At 42.7% G+C, this 15,209-nt stretch carries 19 protein-coding genes; 6 read left to right on the top strand and 13 right to left on the bottom strand.

Annotation, left to right across the window (positions count from 1 at the left end; translation table 11 throughout):
* Positions 1 to 107: 107 nt before the first annotated feature.
* The 8 genes from LEPTO7376_RS12355 to LEPTO7376_RS12320 all read right to left on the bottom strand — a co-directional run bounded on the left by LEPTO7376_RS12355 (position 108) and on the right by LEPTO7376_RS12320 (position 6,780).
* On the bottom strand, positions 108 to 872 hold the full coding sequence (locus LEPTO7376_RS12355) for a hypothetical protein (RefSeq protein WP_015134508.1): 765 nt from the start codon (positions 870 to 872) through the stop codon (positions 108 to 110).
* A gap of 4 nt (positions 873 to 876) precedes the next feature.
* Complete coding sequence (locus LEPTO7376_RS12350; RefSeq protein ID WP_315861520.1) at positions 877 to 1,416, bottom strand: V4R domain-containing protein; 540 nt, start codon at positions 1,414 to 1,416, stop codon at positions 877 to 879.
* 224 nt (positions 1,417 to 1,640) lie between these two features.
* Positions 1,641 to 2,153: a 2Fe-2S iron-sulfur cluster-binding protein gene (locus tag LEPTO7376_RS12345; RefSeq protein WP_015134506.1), complete on the bottom strand. Its 513-nt coding sequence runs from the start codon at positions 2,151 to 2,153 to the stop codon at positions 1,641 to 1,643.
* Between the two features lie 22 nt (positions 2,154 to 2,175).
* Complete coding sequence (locus LEPTO7376_RS12340; protein ID WP_160148450.1) at positions 2,176 to 2,874, bottom strand: hypothetical protein; 699 nt, start codon at positions 2,872 to 2,874, stop codon at positions 2,176 to 2,178.
* A gap of 528 nt (positions 2,875 to 3,402) precedes the next feature.
* Positions 3,403 to 3,960 carry a 2Fe-2S iron-sulfur cluster-binding protein gene (locus tag LEPTO7376_RS12335; protein WP_160148449.1) on the bottom strand — a complete coding sequence of 186 codons (558 nt, stop codon included), beginning with the start codon at positions 3,958 to 3,960 and terminating at the stop codon, positions 3,403 to 3,405.
* Between the two features lie 118 nt (positions 3,961 to 4,078).
* Complete coding sequence (locus tag LEPTO7376_RS12330) at positions 4,079 to 4,948, bottom strand: metal ABC transporter permease (protein ID WP_015134503.1); 870 nt, start codon at positions 4,946 to 4,948, stop codon at positions 4,079 to 4,081.
* Entirely contained in the window at positions 4,945 to 5,736 is a 792-nt protein-coding gene (locus LEPTO7376_RS12325; RefSeq protein ID WP_015134502.1) for a metal ABC transporter ATP-binding protein, read from the bottom strand. The genes LEPTO7376_RS12330 and LEPTO7376_RS12325 overlap by 4 nt, the downstream gene beginning before the upstream one ends.
* A gap of 66 nt (positions 5,737 to 5,802) precedes the next feature.
* The gene (locus tag LEPTO7376_RS12320; RefSeq protein WP_041765520.1) at positions 5,803 to 6,780 is read right to left on the bottom strand and encodes a metal ABC transporter solute-binding protein, Zn/Mn family; all 978 of its coding nucleotides are present in this window, start codon (positions 6,778 to 6,780) and stop codon (positions 5,803 to 5,805) included.
* A gap of 403 nt (positions 6,781 to 7,183) precedes the next feature.
* Between LEPTO7376_RS12320 and LEPTO7376_RS12315 the strand changes: the two genes are divergently transcribed.
* Positions 7,184 to 7,489: a hypothetical protein gene (locus LEPTO7376_RS12315; RefSeq protein WP_041763555.1), complete on the top strand. Its 306-nt coding sequence runs from the start codon at positions 7,184 to 7,186 to the stop codon at positions 7,487 to 7,489.
* Positions 7,490 to 7,625: 136 nt separating this feature from the next.
* On the top strand, positions 7,626 to 8,003 hold the full coding sequence (locus LEPTO7376_RS12310; protein ID WP_041765519.1) for a VOC family protein: 378 nt from the start codon (positions 7,626 to 7,628) through the stop codon (positions 8,001 to 8,003).
* On the opposite strand, the gene LEPTO7376_RS12305 is transcribed toward LEPTO7376_RS12310, so the two are convergent.
* Together LEPTO7376_RS12305 and LEPTO7376_RS12300 are read right to left on the bottom strand one after the other, a co-directional pair.
* Entirely contained in the window at positions 7,979 to 8,920 is a 942-nt protein-coding gene (locus LEPTO7376_RS12305) for a TIGR04168 family protein (protein ID WP_015134498.1), read from the bottom strand. The genes LEPTO7376_RS12310 and LEPTO7376_RS12305 overlap by 25 nt on opposite strands.
* Before the next feature lie 15 nt (positions 8,921 to 8,935).
* Positions 8,936 to 9,691: a DUF1995 family protein gene (locus tag LEPTO7376_RS12300; RefSeq protein WP_015134497.1), complete on the bottom strand. Its 756-nt coding sequence runs from the start codon at positions 9,689 to 9,691 to the stop codon at positions 8,936 to 8,938.
* Between the two features lie 156 nt (positions 9,692 to 9,847).
* Here LEPTO7376_RS12300 and LEPTO7376_RS12295 point away from each other — a divergent pair, with 156 nt between their 5' ends.
* The gene (locus tag LEPTO7376_RS12295; protein WP_015134496.1) at positions 9,848 to 10,357 is read left to right on the top strand and encodes a GNAT family N-acetyltransferase; all 510 of its coding nucleotides are present in this window, start codon (positions 9,848 to 9,850) and stop codon (positions 10,355 to 10,357) included.
* A 6-nt stretch (positions 10,358 to 10,363) separates the two neighbouring features.
* Here the strand turns inward: LEPTO7376_RS12295 and cruG are convergent, their stop codons facing one another.
* From cruG to LEPTO7376_RS12280, 3 genes are all read right to left on the bottom strand, one after another.
* Positions 10,364 to 11,566 carry a 2'-O-glycosyltransferase CruG gene (gene cruG / locus LEPTO7376_RS12290; protein WP_015134495.1) on the bottom strand — a complete coding sequence of 401 codons (1,203 nt, stop codon included), beginning with the start codon at positions 11,564 to 11,566 and terminating at the stop codon, positions 10,364 to 10,366.
* Between the two features lie 76 nt (positions 11,567 to 11,642).
* On the bottom strand, positions 11,643 to 12,560 hold the full coding sequence (gene cruF / locus LEPTO7376_RS12285; protein ID WP_015134494.1) for a gamma-carotene 1'-hydroxylase CruF: 918 nt from the start codon (positions 12,558 to 12,560) through the stop codon (positions 11,643 to 11,645).
* Positions 12,561 to 12,758: 198 nt separating this feature from the next.
* A complete protein-coding gene (locus LEPTO7376_RS12280) occupies positions 12,759 to 12,941 on the bottom strand; it encodes a hypothetical protein (RefSeq protein WP_015134493.1) in 183 nt (60 codons plus the stop codon).
* Between the two features lie 180 nt (positions 12,942 to 13,121).
* Between LEPTO7376_RS12280 and LEPTO7376_RS12275 the strand changes: the two genes are divergently transcribed.
* The 3 genes from LEPTO7376_RS12275 to LEPTO7376_RS12265 all read left to right on the top strand — a co-directional run bounded on the left by LEPTO7376_RS12275 (position 13,122) and on the right by LEPTO7376_RS12265 (position 15,127).
* Entirely contained in the window at positions 13,122 to 13,787 is a 666-nt protein-coding gene (locus tag LEPTO7376_RS12275; protein ID WP_015134492.1) for a response regulator transcription factor, read from the top strand.
* Positions 13,777 to 14,283: an adenylyltransferase/cytidyltransferase family protein gene (locus LEPTO7376_RS12270; protein WP_015134491.1), complete on the top strand. Its 507-nt coding sequence runs from the start codon at positions 13,777 to 13,779 to the stop codon at positions 14,281 to 14,283. The genes LEPTO7376_RS12275 and LEPTO7376_RS12270 overlap by 11 nt, the downstream gene beginning before the upstream one ends.
* 151 nt (positions 14,284 to 14,434) lie before the next feature.
* Positions 14,435 to 15,127 (top strand): GUN4 domain-containing protein, encoded by a 693-nt coding sequence (locus LEPTO7376_RS12265; protein ID WP_015134490.1) that lies wholly within the window; start codon positions 14,435 to 14,437, stop codon positions 15,125 to 15,127.
* Positions 15,128 to 15,209 lie beyond the last annotated feature (82 nt).

Below are 15,209 nucleotides of genomic sequence, written 5' to 3'. Positions count from 1 at the left end.
GCCAAATTTGATTTTACATTTTTTAAGTTCTGGAATATCAGCAAACTAATAATTGTTGGATTCCGTAACAAAAGAATAGAGATTAAATCAGTCCAATATTAGTTATGTCAATCATCAGGAAAAGCCTCTAAAAGATCATCAAGTAGCTCATAGTCATCCGGGTCAACATCTAAGAGTGTTTGTCCTTGAGATTCCCAATTCAAAAATTGCATTAAACCGGTGCTTTGTAAATTTTCCAAACTACCTGTTTGAGCAACTCCTCTAATAAAAAATCCTGATTGATCTTTGACAGATTCTGTAGGGGAGATATTTGCAACTTCGACAGAAGCCTTGTCAATACTTGCATCTGCAGTAGGAACATTTAAAATATCATCTAATAATTCATAGTCATCTGCATCAATCTCCAGAAGCGTTTGCCCCTCTTCCTCCCAAGTCAAGAGATGAAGAAGCTCTATGCCTTTAAGTGAGCTAGAACTAGACAAAGAAGGTAAACCTTGAATAAAAAAATCAGATTCTTTATTTTCAACTAAAGCTAAATTTTCACTTACCTCTTGCTTTTGTCTTAGCTTATCTTTTGAATCTATCTGATTCGTTATTTCAGTAGATTTATTTTGGATAGAATAAACCTGATTAGGATACGAAAATGAAATCCATTGCAATGTTTTCAACAACCTCTCTCGAGACAAGCTTTCTAGTTCTTGGATTCCATTGAGATTATGTAAAAAGAATTTGCTAGATGGCTTTGAACGTAATTGTGATTCCCTATTTTCGGGAGCCGGATGGTCCGATGGTGGATGAAAACGTTGAAAAAGCTTAATAAAAGTAGGAAACCATTTTTCTACAAGACTGGGTTGATCACTCATCGTAGACATTGAACTAATTCCCAATTTTGCTAAGTTCCGCTTCGCTCCGAATAGCCTGAAAGCGGTCTTCAATATCTGAAGCTGTAGCTCCTGAAGTTAGCCAAAATTCAGCGGCTTTGACGCGTTTTTCTGAACCAATTAAAAAGCGACAAAAATCATTGCCCATTGAATAACATTGAATCTCGGTACTACTCAGGGAACGCTCAAAGAAGCTGGAGAAAAAACCTGCAAATAAGCCTGCATACAAAAAACAGACGGGCTTACCAACATCTCCAAGACTTTTTGCCACTGCAGAATCGAATAAATCAATAAATAGAAAACCTTCTTTAATAGAAGACAAATCAACTTCCCATTTACCCCACCCCTGTGCAGTAAGGGGCCACCACCATGTTTCTAGTGCAAATCTTAAGGCTGCATCTTTAAAATGCAATCCGTAATCTTCTTGAAACCAAACTTTAAACTCTTCAGCATCGGCTTGTCCCCATTCCTTGCCAATCAAATACATTAACCAACCAGAAGCTTCCCCAACTTCGTGCTCAAGACCTTTTTGCAAACCGATAATGAAATCTTCAGTAGTGATCAGATTGCGTTGCTTATTTTTATCTAGGACTGTGCCTGAATCAGCATTAAATTGAAAAAAATTATAACGACTGAAATGGCAAGTTTTTAGTTGCGAACTAGGGCGTGAGGTATTCGAAGAGGAAGGGGATGACAAAACCATTGCTTTAAAGGTAATGAGATAAAAAATGGAGAATTGAAATAATCAGAAAATTATGTTTAGTCAAAATAGTTTGCGATGTTTGAAATAGATGAAGGTGTAAATGCCTCCAATAAATTTGTTTCTAAGGCAGCATCAATATTCGCCATTTTTTCAAGGGCTGAACGTAGGATGAGCTTATTTTCTTCGACTAAGATTTCACCAGTCAGTGGATGAATAATATTTTGTGTGGCGCGTGTACCAATAAGCGTTTTCAGCTCACCAATAGAACCGATATACATACCCTTCGGGACTTCAATAACTGCACCATCGTCCAGGATTTTGGTTTGACAGGCAAGGCGAGAATTAGCTTGGGCTGTTGCTATAAAGCTAAGCGTTAAGCGCTCTTGGTCATTCATCGGACTCAGGGCTTCTTCACCAGATTTGACGTGAATATGACAGGTTGCGCAACGCCCTTGGGCTCCGCAAGCTTGCAACACATTCATTTTCTCTTTAAGTAAAATTTCTAAGAGATTTTCATTTTCATTGGCGGTTACAACTTTGTCGAGGGGATGAATAGAGATTTTTTTCACAGTTAATGATCTAAGTTAGAAGTCATAGTAAATGTCCAAGGCTAAGGCTCTTCAATGCATGTGTGCGTATGAGGTCACCAAAATCCACGACAACTCTTTCACACTCCTTTGTAAAGGCATGAACCCACACTTCTAAGCTATCTAGTTCCTCAATAGTGAGGTAAATGCCATGTGTTTCTTTGTGCTCAAAACAAGCTCCATCAAATTGACCCCAATGGTCAACGTGCCATTCGGCAAGGGCTGGGTAATTAGGTTGTAAATTTTTCTGGGTTTTCCGCCAATAGTTACCAATGGCTAAATTACCAAAATAGGTTTTACTAAATTGGCTTAATTCATTAAGGCTGATCGCCATCTCTCGGTGAGAAATTTGATAGAAGGTTTGCTTCGACTTTTGCTGCTGTCTCGGTTTAAGCGGAATCACATTACTCTTCTTACGCTTAGTTCCCAATGACCGCGGTTCAATAATCGGAAACAAAATTTCTTTAATGGCAAATTGTAATTGAGCAAAATTCTGAGGATAACTACTCACAACCTCTTTAACGCCTTGCTTCATCGCCCAATCACGAAAATGATCATTAATCGCAGGTTGATCGGCCATCAAAATAATAGGCAAGTCCGACCAAACTTCATTACATTGACGATAAATATCTAAACTATTGCTGTTCGGCAAAGAACCCAATAAAACAATATGGGGTTCAACATGCTCACATATAGCGATCAACTTATTTCTTGTTGAGCAATGGTGCACATTTGCACCAAGATCAGTCAGTCGTAAATTGAGAGAATTTGAAATTATAGCCTGTGATTCAGCAACTATAATATTTTTGTTTTGTAGGAAAGAAGAATCAATCTCATTAAACCGAATGGCGACCATAGTGTCTACCTGATTGCTATGGAATAGATGCAAAGATCAGCGAAAATCAAACCACAATGCCTGATCGGCACTTGAATAGATTTTTATGACTTCTATAAAGAAATAGCTGACTAAGACAGTGTTGGATATTACGAACTAAAACCTTAAGCTGATCGAAATTTTATTCTTTCGATTAGAAATCCAGCAAGTTCAAACACTAAGAGATGAGAAAGAATATAAACTTTTAATTGGCCTATAATACGAAACCATAACATGGTCTACGAAGTTTCTTATAGACAACAAGTTTGTCGCTCAACAAAAGTTAACGACTACAGGGCATGAGTTGATAGAAAAATAAAAAGCTTGTTATTTCTACATATATAATTCTATTTCGCTTCAGCTACTAAGGAGGCGTTCAAGTACGTTATGAGTAACAACTCCTCCAGCCCTGACGAGCAGTTCACCAGTAATCGGATGCTTAATGTCACGTGGCGAACAGCGATCTTTGAGGCGGCTAAAAATTTGCGTTAATTTCACGAGTGCCTCGGTTGGTGGCTGGCAAGAAACTTCTTCACCATCATCAACTTTGACTTGGCAACTAAGACGATAGTCTTCAGGGGATTGGTTGAGATTATTAAGTGTAGAAATTTCTTGGGTCGTCACAGGTGAAAGTTGTTGAGAACCGCTATTAATTCGGACAGAACAGGTTCCACAATACCCTTTTCCTCCGCACACGGCTTCTAAAGAAACTTTGGCGCGTTTGAGTGAGGTGAGCAATGTTTCATCTTTTGAAGTTTTGAGATGAACATTCAAGGACTCGATACAAATTTGCGCCATGGAATATTTATTGTGAGTTGCTAATATTTTTGGTGATTTTACCTGAAAACGTGCAATATGCTTTTTTTGATGACCCAATTCTGAATTATTTAGCATCAAAATAATGGGTGATTTCACTTCACTATTTAATGATGCAAGGGGTAAATAAAAAGGATTTTATTCCTAAATATTCTGGCATTGCTCACTATCTTTCAACAGACAACTAAACACCCTTCTTGTTTGAAAAATATTCGATTTAAGAGATGGATTCTGGCATGTCGGGTTTGACAAGGTGTTTAGCTAAAACGCCGTATTTCGGTGCACAAAACATTGTGACGACAAAAATCAGTGAGAGTAAAACAACGATAGAACCACCAGTAGAAATATCAAGATGGTAGCTCAGATAGGTTCCGACAACGCAAGAGAAAATACTGCTAGCGCTGGAAATCCAAAGCATATGGTCAAAGCGATCTGTGAGGAGATAGGCGATCGCCCCAGGAGTCACCAGCATTGCAATCACGAGAATAATTCCTGCGGTTTGTAGGGCAGTCACGATTGTGAGTGCGAGGACAGAGAGCAATGTGTAATACATCGCCTGGGTATTGAGACCAATGGCTTTTGCGTGGTTTGGGTCAAAACAAAATAACAATAAATCTCTGCGCCGAAAGAGAATTACAGCCAGCGTTAAACATCCTGCAATCAGTGTTTGGATAATATCCCCTTGGGAAATACCGAGCACATTGCCGAACAAAATATGAAAGAGATCAATATTGCTGGGAATTTTTGTGACGAGCACTAGTCCAAAGGCAAAAAATCCCGTAAAGACGACGCCAATCACAGCATCTTCTTTTAATCTCGTCGCTGATTTGACATAGCCGATCGCCACCGTCGCGCCAAAACCAAAAATAAATGCACCGATGGCAAAGGGAATATTGAGGGCGTAGGCCACCACAACCCCTGGCACAACGGCATGGGAGACGGCATCGCCCATTAGCGACCAACCTTTTAGCGTGACATAGCAGGACAATACTGCACAAACGAGACCGACAAAAGCACTAACCCAAATGGCTTTCACGAGAAAACCATATTGCAGTGGCTCAATAATCCAATTTACTAACGCACTCACGCATCCACCTCAGAGGACTCAGGATTTACGGGGTGAGCCAGTTGTTGCAGACTGCTCATTGGTAAACCGCCAAAGGTCATCACCAAGTTTTCTTCGGTAAAAGTTTCGGCGGTAGTGCCTTCCGCAAGGATCGTTTTATTGAGCAAAATCGTGCGATCACAGAACGTAGAGATAGACGCTAGATCATGAGTAGACACCAAAATCGTATGGCCTTCATCCCGTAGTTGGAGGAGCAAATCGATAATGCTTTTTTCGGTTTTAACGTCCACACCAGTAAAGGGTTCATCGAGCAAAATAACTTTCCCTTCTTGTGCTAAAGCCCTTGCGAGAAAGGCTCGTTTTTTCTGACCACCCGATAACTCTCCAATCTGGCGATCGCGAAACTCGATCATCCCCACTCGCTCTAAACTCTCCATCACCAACCGACGATCTTTCGCACTGGGAATTCGCAACATATTCATATAGCCATAACGCCCCATCATCACCACATCAAAGACACTCACAGGAAAATTCCAATCTACTTCATCAGACTGTGGGACATAGGCCATCAATTGTTTTCGCTGCGCCTTTTTCACGGAATGACCCGCCACTGTGACTCGGCCTTGAGTCGGTTTCAAAAATCCCATAATCGATTTAAATAACGTCGATTTACCGCCACCATTGGGGCCAACCAGTCCAGTGATTGTGCCGGGTTGCACATGACAATTGGCATTATATAGCGCAAGTCGAGTATTGCTGTAGGTGACGCTGAGATTTTGGACTGTGATGTCAAGGAGAGAAGCAGTCATTATTTTTTCGGTGAGTGGAGATTCAGAGGAAAAAGAAATAGACGAGTTGAGAGAAAAGGTTAAAGGTTATTCGTTTTGGATTTGGCTCCCTGCTAACAGACCATTGGCGATGGTGCGAGCATCATATTCGAGGAGTTGAATATAGGAAGGCACTGGACCTTCTTCAGTGGAAAGAGAATCCACATAGAGGTTGCCACCAAATCTTGCGCCGGATGCTTTTGCCACTTCTTTTTGGCCTTCATCACTAACGGTACTTTCGCAGAAAATAGTTGGCACATTATTGTCTTTCACTTCTTCGATCACGCCTTGCACTTGCTTGGGGGTAAATTGTTGCTCAGCATTAATCGGCCAAATATAGATTTCTTCAAGGCCATAATCTTGAGCGAGATACGAAAAAGCGCCTTCACAACTCACCAGATATCGTTGCTCTTCTGGCACAAGGCTTAAATCAGCTTCTAATTGATCGGCGATCGCCTGAATTTCTGCACTATAGGTTTCTGCATTGGCGGTGTAATAATCCGCATTTTCTGGATCTAGCTCAACAAAAGCTTGGCGAATATTTTCCACATAAATCAAAGCATTCTGCGGCGACATCCAAGCATGGGGATTTGGCTTGTCGGTGTAAGGGCCAGAGGCAATGGGAATCGGCTCAATACCTTCGGTCAAAATAATTGATGGCACATCCTCAAGGTTACCCAAAAATTGTTCAAACCAGCGTTCGAGATTCATACCGTTGTAAAGCAGCAGATCCGCATCTTGCGCCCGCACCAAATCACTCGGCGTCGGTTCATAACCGTGAATTTCTGCTCCAATTTTTGTGATGGACTCAACGACGAGGCGATCGCCCGCCACATTTTGCGCAATATCAGCCAACACACTAAACGTCGTTAAAACTTTTTTTCGCCCATCTTGCTCTGTTGCTGGTGTCTCGGTTTCCGATTGTTCCGTTGACGTTGAGACATTAGGAGATTCTGGATTACAACCGACTAACCATAGTCCGAGCAAAACGCTAGATAATGCTATTTTTCTGCGGAAGCGTGGCATTAAGACCATGAGCGCACAACACAATATGAAAGAACATTGTGATTATTGTCTCATTTTCTTCTCATATTTGCCCAGTAATCGAAAAAAATCCGCCTCTTTAATCATTGCCGATGCAGAGGTCAGAGTCTAAATCCCTTATATCTCAAGCTTTTAGGCTATATGGCCATGGTACAAAATATTTTTGACCAATGAATGAAAATAATGATATTTGCAATGTTCGATACATTCAGTCATCAAACCCTGAGTAAGAACAGTGTGGTTTCGTAAGTTTCAACACATAGCGTTAACACTTTATTGCTTTAAGTTATTTACTCTTAGCAAAGATAAAAAATCTGAAGGATATCGAATAATTACCGCAACGGATTCTAACGTTAAAGAAAGAGCTCCAGAGTTCATCGATATTATGACTGACCATAAATTTTCTTCGAACCGCGATGATAGTGATGCTTTCGAAAAGGCAGCTTTGGCGCGTTACCGAAAAATGATTCTCATCCTGCCGGATGCCTGCCGATTACGCCGTGAAGTTTGGGATCAGTCAACTGTTCTATGTCTAGATTTTCAGGATTGCCCCGATGATCTATCGAGCATTAAAAAACAGGATCTTATGCTTTTAGTGGGAGCAGAGCATCTTGGTTTGGCACAGGCACTGTCATTCCGGCTGGGTAACAAAATTAAAGGGTGGTCGAATTTTGCGACGACTGATGCTTAATTTAGGTTTGGAGACTTGGGATATTGATTCATCGTCTCAGGATTTTTAGCGGCAGCAAATTTTAAAATGTGATTTCAAATCATGTTTACATAGCTGGCTATATAGAAAAATGACTTCAAACCCCACCGCCTCAAAGATCAACATTACTCGCTGCCTACATGCAGCCCTTTTGGTGTCGGATAAGTCCCGTGCTGAAGTCTTTTATGACGTGGTGCTGGGATTGCCAAAGGTTGAGCGTCCGTTTAACTATGCAGGTACTTGGTATCAGATCGGCGAAATACAATTCCACTTAATCGAAGATTCTAGTTTTGCCGCACAACTCCACAATCCAGAAAAAATTGGTCGCAATCCTCATGTAGCTTTCGGAGTGGAAGATCTCAGCGCTGTGCGATCGCAACTAGATTCACAAAATCACCCCTATCAAATGAGCGCATCAGGTCGTCAGGCCTTATTTGTCCAAGATCCAGACGGTAATGTCATCGAAATTAGTCAGGATGAGGCAAATTCTAATTGATGACAATCCCAGAGGGTTTGACATTCTTGGGTATTTTGAATTGGGTTGACCCAGACGAGTTCTGATTTTTGGGGTTGACCATCATTGAGGGTAACAACAGTGAAGGCGTGGTGGCGATCGCCATTCGGATAGTTTTTGAGACGGGGCACTTGGGCGGCATTAACGTAGAGGATTTGATCTTGGTGTTTAATGCGGGTGCGTAGTCGATCTTTTCGGTGGCGGAGCGTGTAATGCATATGCCCAAAAGTGACAAAAGAAATATTTTTGCCGAGTTCTTTCGTCGCGGTGATCGCCTGCTCGAAGTCAGGATCCCCAAAATCACCACCGAGCGGATCCCAATCTCGACCGCACATATCTTCAGGTGCAGTGCCAAGACCTGTGGGGCCATTATGACCAAGGAAAATCACGTTATCACACTGGGCTGATTCCACACGGCGCATCATTAATTTGAGGGATTCGTCGAAATTATTAACGCCAAACCGCTCACTGAGAAATTTTTTGTTCTTCCATTTTCCCCCACCCCAACTGAATGGACGACTGCCAATCACTGAGATGTTTAAACTGGGCAAATCGAGACAGCCATAACCAACATGGGCATTCCCTAGCAGATCGAATTGTACTTGAACACGATCTTCTAAGGCATGGTCATAGGGTGATTTTTTGCGACCCCAATCCGACGCCGTATACCAAGCATCATGATTCCCAAAAATCGCAGCTTTTGGAAATGGTAGCGCTGCCGCATTTTCAACGATCTCAATGGCTTCGTTGCCAAAATCTCCCACAAATAAAACGCAGTCTACCTCGAGCAATTCAAGGGCTTGGCGATCGCCCGTTGCGTCCCATTGCTCATGGATATCCCCAACAATGGCAATTTTGAGTTCAGTTTTTGGTGATTGCGAAGAAAAATGCTCAGACATCAGATATTGCCAATTTTAGTTACTGAGGGCCTTAAGGAAACTTTGTAGCTCACCGAAAATGCCACGCTTTTTAATTTTGGTCGTAGTTTCACCTGCATCTTCGCCATCTTCTGGTTCAACCGCCGCCAGCAATAAACGCTCTAAATATTCACCGAGAGGTTTCTGAGTTTCGGTCGCAATGAGTTCGTATTCACCTTCTTCTTTTTCGAGGTAAACTTCCCACCCAGATGGAAAAGAGCGCCACACCATTGCGCCGTCGTAGGGGCGAATGTAATAAGCGCTTTCAAGGGTACTAATAAACCGCTCCCGCAATTGCCGTGCGGCATAGCCAATGCCCACAATAGAAACATCTTCTAACTGTGGAATTAGCATAATCACAGGGCGATCGCCGGCAAGCTCACACAGCTTTTCTACTTGCGCAACTTCGACAGAGGATGGACAAACAACAAGAAAAATCTGATCCGCGTCATTCACCTTGTATTGCACTGGATTACGGGAAGAACCAATATCAGTGACAGAAAACTCCACTTCGCCCCAATCCCGTTTTGCTAATGCTGCAGCGCCAGTATCAGGAAATAAAACCTTTAAACCAGAGCCATATTCTTTAACAAAAACCTGCGCGAAATCCCAAGCTAGACTTTGAGCCTTTAGCGCAATCTCCGGAAAACATAATTCGACAAGGACTCTGCCACATCCTGCTTCGAGACTAGTGAGGGTAGCGGATTTAGCTTGCTCTAGGGTGTCAGGAAATGACTTTGGGAGATTGGACATAATCAACTGCGCACAAAAAAACTCACTTTTATTATCAAGCTAGGCGGCAAGCTTCGTCAAAATCACAAAGATCTTTTCTTGCTCTATGGCGATCGCCCAAAAACGAAATTTCAAATCTAGCTCGCTATCCTAAAAGAAATAACTAGAGAAAAAATTGTGGATATTCCTTTGGAGACAGAACGGTTTGTTATCCGACAATTTCAGATAGCAGACTTGCCACATTTTTTAAGCTTTATGCTGAACGAGAATTCGACTCAGTATTTGATGTTCGAACCAGAGCAAAAAACAAAAGCTGGAGCAATAGCCTTATTTGATTTTGTCCGTGAAGCCTACGACACAACCGAACCCATCCATTCCTATGCGATCGCCATAAAATCAGACAATCTCTATGTCGGTTCTTGCGGCTATGCACCTTACACAGAAGGCATTTTGGAATGCTATTACAGCGTTAATGAAGCTCATCTAAATCAGGGCATTGCCACCGAAACCCTACGGACATTAGTCGCTGAACTCACAACAATAGCGGAAGTGAGAGCCTACTGCCATCCAGAGAATTATCCAGCCCATGCCGTTGCAAAAAAAGCGGGATTTATCTCCCAAGGTATTCAAAAACATGAGCATTTTAATCAAGAAGGAGAGCTATTTATTTTTCCCCGCCAAGATTAATGCAATCTAGGTTTGACGATAAGTTCTTCCACGCCATGAGATCGATTTGGCACTTGCTGACATAAAAATTCGGATAACAGCCAAGGGATCGGCCAAAGGAGAAAGCCAAAATAAAAGTGAATTCTTATTATCGTGACGGCTACGGTCATAGGAACCGGCGATCGCCAACAGCATCGCAAACCGAATCACCACTAAGCCCACATTTAACCAGAATAGACTTTTAAACATCAGGCTATCTGTGCCCATTTGCCAGACACTCAGCAGCAGAAGGCTCAAAGGAATTGGCAGGCCCTGCACCATTGTTAATAACCAAACTTGAACTCGCAGCTGACCAGCCGAAGCCGCATCTTTCAGATCCAGCGATCGCCCCCATTCTTCCCAAGTCTCCTTCATCCCCTCATACATACGCACCTTAATCACTTTTGCGCCGTCGAGAAAACCCACTTTGTAGCCAGCTTTTGCAATATTCCGCGCTAACGTCACATCATCACAAAACGAACTAGCAGCAGAACTATACCCGCCAACTTTTTCTAATACTTCACGTTTACACAGAAAACATTGCCCATTCGCCATCACTGACTCTTGATTCGGATTACGAATACCTGCGACATCAAACCGGAACAGTAACGTCATCAATAGCGCCGGTTGCAACCACCATTCACCTGGATACTGCAAAATAAACTGCGGTGACAGCGACACCAAATCAAACCCCTCTTCTTCCGCTGCCTGCAAAACACTCGCAATCATGCCCGGCTGTGGCTCAGTATCTGCATCAATCCCTAGAAACCATTTACTCTCCGGCGCACTCTGCTCGAAACCCCAATTCAATGCCCAAGGCCTACCAACCCAATCATTCGGTAAAGGGTCATCCGTTAACAGTCGAAACCGTGGGTCTGTTTGTGCTGCCGCTAGCACCTTATCTCGCGTACCATCAGTCGAATTACTATCAACAACTAAAATCTCTCGGACTTCATAACTTTGCTGACTCAGACCATTAAGACAAGGTTGAATCCTTTCCACCTCATTCAGACTAGGTACAACGACCGTCACAGAGGCAAGATTGTCGGAATTAGAGGGCTGTGGTGTTAGGGGTGGGCGACGGAATGCACCTTTCGAAAAGCGAGCTAAAACGATAATTGCCGCGCTGCCTTGAATTGCCAGACACGCCAATAACAATCCATCAACCAAGCCCAAATTCAACCAATCCATCAATAAACGCCCTTTCAATAAAAATGAACACAAAAAACCCCCAAGAAAGTTGGGGGGAAATTCTTTTCGAAATTAATTAACGACCTGCAACCACAGGAATCTTTTCAGTGGGAGGTAGTTCTTCAATGACTGGAGTTGTCGTAGTTTGCTCACTCGCTTTCGGAATGCTGTAGTACAACGCCACAACAGGTGCTAAGCCGAGGACAAAACCCAGAGGCAAAGGACCAACAATCCCACCACCAAGACTCATCATTGTCGCAAAGACAAAGTTACTGAGGTACATCACAAAAGGAACAAACAATTGCTCACGGGAGAAGCTCATTGTCTTTTTACCCCAAAACAAGCTGGCAATGCCCATAAAGATTGTGCCTGTGCCGAACCACCCAGTGAAGTTTTCATAGGGCATCCCGAAGAAAGGTCCAACAACTTCCCATTCCCAAAAAGGTACAGAGGTTTGACTCATGCCGGGATCTAAGACAAAGTCCCAAGAAGTTAGGAGTAAAGAGCCGAGGGCGATCGCCGCGAGAGTGTAAGCCCAGCGAGGCAAATTGTATTTTTGTAAGCCGACACGCGCAATCAAGAAACTACTGAAACCCAAATAGAACCAAGATAAAGGAATCGTAAACGGTACAAGACCCGCGATTTTGTAACCTAAGCCAGTAGTGTAATGGTATGCACCAAAAGGAAAACCAGTACTTGTCCCCATTAGTTCAGCTGACACAGAAATTGCCAGAGCAGGTATTAAAAATGTCAATAGTTTCACTGCACCTAGCAAACGGTAACCATACAGGGCGATCGCCAGCATGCCAAGCACCATGTACATTACGCCACCATTGGCCATCGATAATCGAAATGCAACCATTCCGAACTCAGGCAAACTCGCAATAAATCCCGGATGCGGCAAAACAAGCAATAAACCTGCCAAACCAAATACCATTGCAATAACGTGGCTCCACAATAAGTATTCTTCCGGTTTGAGACTTATTTTCTTCATAACGAACGATGACCTCCTAGCATTCCCGTGGCGCGTTGGCTTGAGACCAAGGGCAAGTAATACTCCCTAGTTTACAAAAAATTGTTAAAAAAAATGTATTTTTATTGCGCCGTTTGTGAAATAGATTCTCATTCAATAGACTTTGATGCGTTTCTCTTATCCTTTCCAGAAATACCGATTCCCAAGCACTAGCCTTACCTACAGCGCTAAACACTCATAAATTTTTTTATTCACAATTTTTCCTGTGATGTCAAAGCATCGCAACATCTCACGAGATACAGTCAAATTCCTGAAGTTCAGCTTGGAGTATTGATCAATTAAGGCGATCGCCCCCAGCACTCCCGTATATTCAAAGCGAACAAGACTATCGACTTTGCGCATAAACGCTGAAATATCGACAAAATCATTGAGGAATGATAACTTTTCAGCAATTTTCCCGATGTAATTTTCAGATTTTTAATCGAAAGCCATTAAGCTGTAGGGTAATAGCCTTAGCTTTTTTGTCCGAAAAGCTTCTTTCCTAACTACTCTCACCTACATTTACTGAACGCAATTGACATCATGAAACGAGTTTTGGTCGTAGATGACGACCCTATCCTACGCAAAATATTGCAAAATTTTCTGGCCCAATGTGGGTATCAGGTTGAAGTAGCAGTCTCTGGGGATATGGCTCTCCAAATTTGGGAAAAATACCAACCAGATGTGATCGTTTCAGATGTAAATATGCCCTCAATGAATGGGCTAGAGTTTTGCCAGCGCCTACGGGCTACACCATCTGGCCAGCTCGTTCCCTTCATTTTTCTTTCCGGTCAAGATGAACTTGAAGATCGTCTCAAAGGTCATTCCTCTGGTGGCGATGATTATTTAACGAAACCTTTTGAGATGCAGGAGTTGCTCGCAAAAATTGAGCGGCAGCTAGAACGTACTCAGCAAATCCATGCAGAAATTCTGCGTCTCGTAAATTCGGTCAATATAACAGAAGCGAAGCCAGAACCAGAACCAGATCCATTACCTCTAACTCCCGCCGAAATCCGTGTTTTTTGGGAAGTGGTTCAAGGCCTCACAAATAAACAGATTAGCGAAAATTTATTTATTAGCCCCCGTACAGTACAAACTCATTTAAGTAATATCCTAGGTAAATTACAACTTGATAATCGTGCTCAATTAGTGCGTTTCGCCTATGAAAATGGCTATCGAGCACCAACAAAATCAGAAGATGAAGAATGATCAGGAAATGGATCAGGTTTATAGCTTGGCTGAGCTAAAGCAGGCGATCGCCACAAATCCAGAGCAATGGCGGCCCCTCATCTTCACCAATGGCTGCTTTGATTTATTACATGTGGGACACACTCGTTATCTTGCTGCCGCCAAAGCCCTCGGAAAAACCCTAGTGGTTGGTCTCAATAGCGATCATTCTATCCGTCAGATTAAGCCACAACCCGCCCATTTGCCCCAACGTCCCATTGTCCCTGAAGCTCAGCGCGCTGAACTACTCACTGCTTTGGGTGCAGTAGATGCGGTTGTCGTTTTCGATGAGCCAACAGCTCAAGAGGCGATCGCAGCCTTACAGCCCGACATTTACGTCAAAGGGGGCGACTACACCCCTGAGACTCTTCCCGAAACACCAACTGTAAATAGCTATGGTGGCAAAATCGAACTTATTCAAATCGAAATTCCTACATCGACCAGCGGAATCATCAAAAAGATTCTTAAAGAACAGTAAACATTTCTCATAGTCTCCTGTGATAGTGTGGTTTGATAGCGAATTACATCGATTTAGCTTTAAGGAAAGGTGCGCAGCACATAAGTTTTGTTTCGTTCCTGATCGCAAGCTCGATTAACAATAGAACTGATCCGACGGAGAACCAATTTGTATGGAGGCAACTAGCGATTTACTGCAAGATTTTTCTGCATTGACTGCTAAAAAGCAGCTTGCTGAAATTCCTGCGCTAGTTAATCAAGGTGAGCTTGGCTTTAAGTGTTTGCGGGACTATCTACTCTCCCAACAAGATCAAGATCCAACCCCAGTGATGGGACGAATCGTGCAGGTTCTCAATCAGCACCAGACTTCTGAGAATTTACTTTTTCTCCAGCAAGAATGTCCCGAAGGGGTTGTTGAACTGACATCGACGAAGGGAGTGAACTACCAAGAAATTCAGGATAAGTTAATCGAAGAGGATTTTCTTGAAGCTGATTTACTTACTGTCCGCAAAATGTGGGAATTGGCAGGGGCATCTGCAGTAAAGCGAAAATGGCTTTATTTCACTGAAGTTGAACGTTTCCCTGTCCAGGATCTCTATATGATCGATCTGTTGTGGCGTGTATATTCTGGTGGGAAATTCGGTTTCTCAGTACAGCGTAAAATTTGGCTTTCTCTAGGCAAAAATTTCAATTCGCTCTGGGATAAGATTGCTTGGCGTAATGGCCGAACATTTGCAAGATACCCTAGTGCCTTTACTTGGAATTTAGACGCTCCGCAGGGTCATCTACCCACAACAAACCAACTCCGAGGCACAAAGGTTATTTTGGCTTTATTTCAACACCCAGCTTGGCAAAAGAAAGATTAAGTCCTTTGATAAGAAGGATTGCCAAGGGTCAATAACTTTTCTTCAAAGTTGGACGTAGGTTCTAGTCGTAAACTAGCAAAGG

Origin of the sequence: [Leptolyngbya] sp. PCC 7376 (assembly GCF_000316605.1) — a bacterium.
In the GTDB taxonomy this organism is placed as follows: Bacteria; Cyanobacteriota; Cyanobacteriia; order Cyanobacteriales; family MRBY01; genus MRBY01.
Note: the sequence above shows the minus strand (reverse complement) of the source record. Positions and strands in the feature narration are given on the sequence as shown.

Coding starts and splice junctions, on each gene's coding strand:
- LEPTO7376_RS12355 (WP_015134508.1), bottom strand. CDS start 872: ATGTCTACGATGAGTGATCAACCCAGTCTTGTAGAAAAATGGTTTCCT.
- LEPTO7376_RS12325 (WP_015134502.1), bottom strand. CDS start 5,736: ATGACTGCTTCTCTCCTTGACATCACAGTCCAAAATCTCAGCGTCACC.
- LEPTO7376_RS12320 (WP_041765520.1), bottom strand. CDS start 6,780: ATGCCACGCTTCCGCAGAAAAATAGCATTATCTAGCGTTTTGCTCGGA.
- LEPTO7376_RS12315 (WP_041763555.1), top strand. CDS start 7,184: ATGACTGACCATAAATTTTCTTCGAACCGCGATGATAGTGATGCTTTC.
- LEPTO7376_RS12305 (WP_015134498.1), bottom strand. CDS start 8,920: ATGTCTGAGCATTTTTCTTCGCAATCACCAAAAACTGAACTCAAAATT.
- LEPTO7376_RS12300 (WP_015134497.1), bottom strand. CDS start 9,691: ATGTCCAATCTCCCAAAGTCATTTCCTGACACCCTAGAGCAAGCTAAA.
- cruG (WP_015134495.1), bottom strand. CDS start 11,566: ATGGATTGGTTGAATTTGGGCTTGGTTGATGGATTGTTATTGGCGTGT.
- cruF (WP_015134494.1), bottom strand. CDS start 12,560: ATGAAGAAAATAAGTCTCAAACCGGAAGAATACTTATTGTGGAGCCAC.
- LEPTO7376_RS12280 (WP_015134493.1), bottom strand. CDS start 12,941: ATGCGCAAAGTCGATAGTCTTGTTCGCTTTGAATATACGGGAGTGCTG.
- LEPTO7376_RS12275 (WP_015134492.1), top strand. CDS start 13,122: ATGAAACGAGTTTTGGTCGTAGATGACGACCCTATCCTACGCAAAATA.
- LEPTO7376_RS12270 (WP_015134491.1), top strand. CDS start 13,777: ATGAAGAATGATCAGGAAATGGATCAGGTTTATAGCTTGGCTGAGCTA.
- LEPTO7376_RS12265 (WP_015134490.1), top strand. CDS start 14,435: ATGGAGGCAACTAGCGATTTACTGCAAGATTTTTCTGCATTGACTGCT.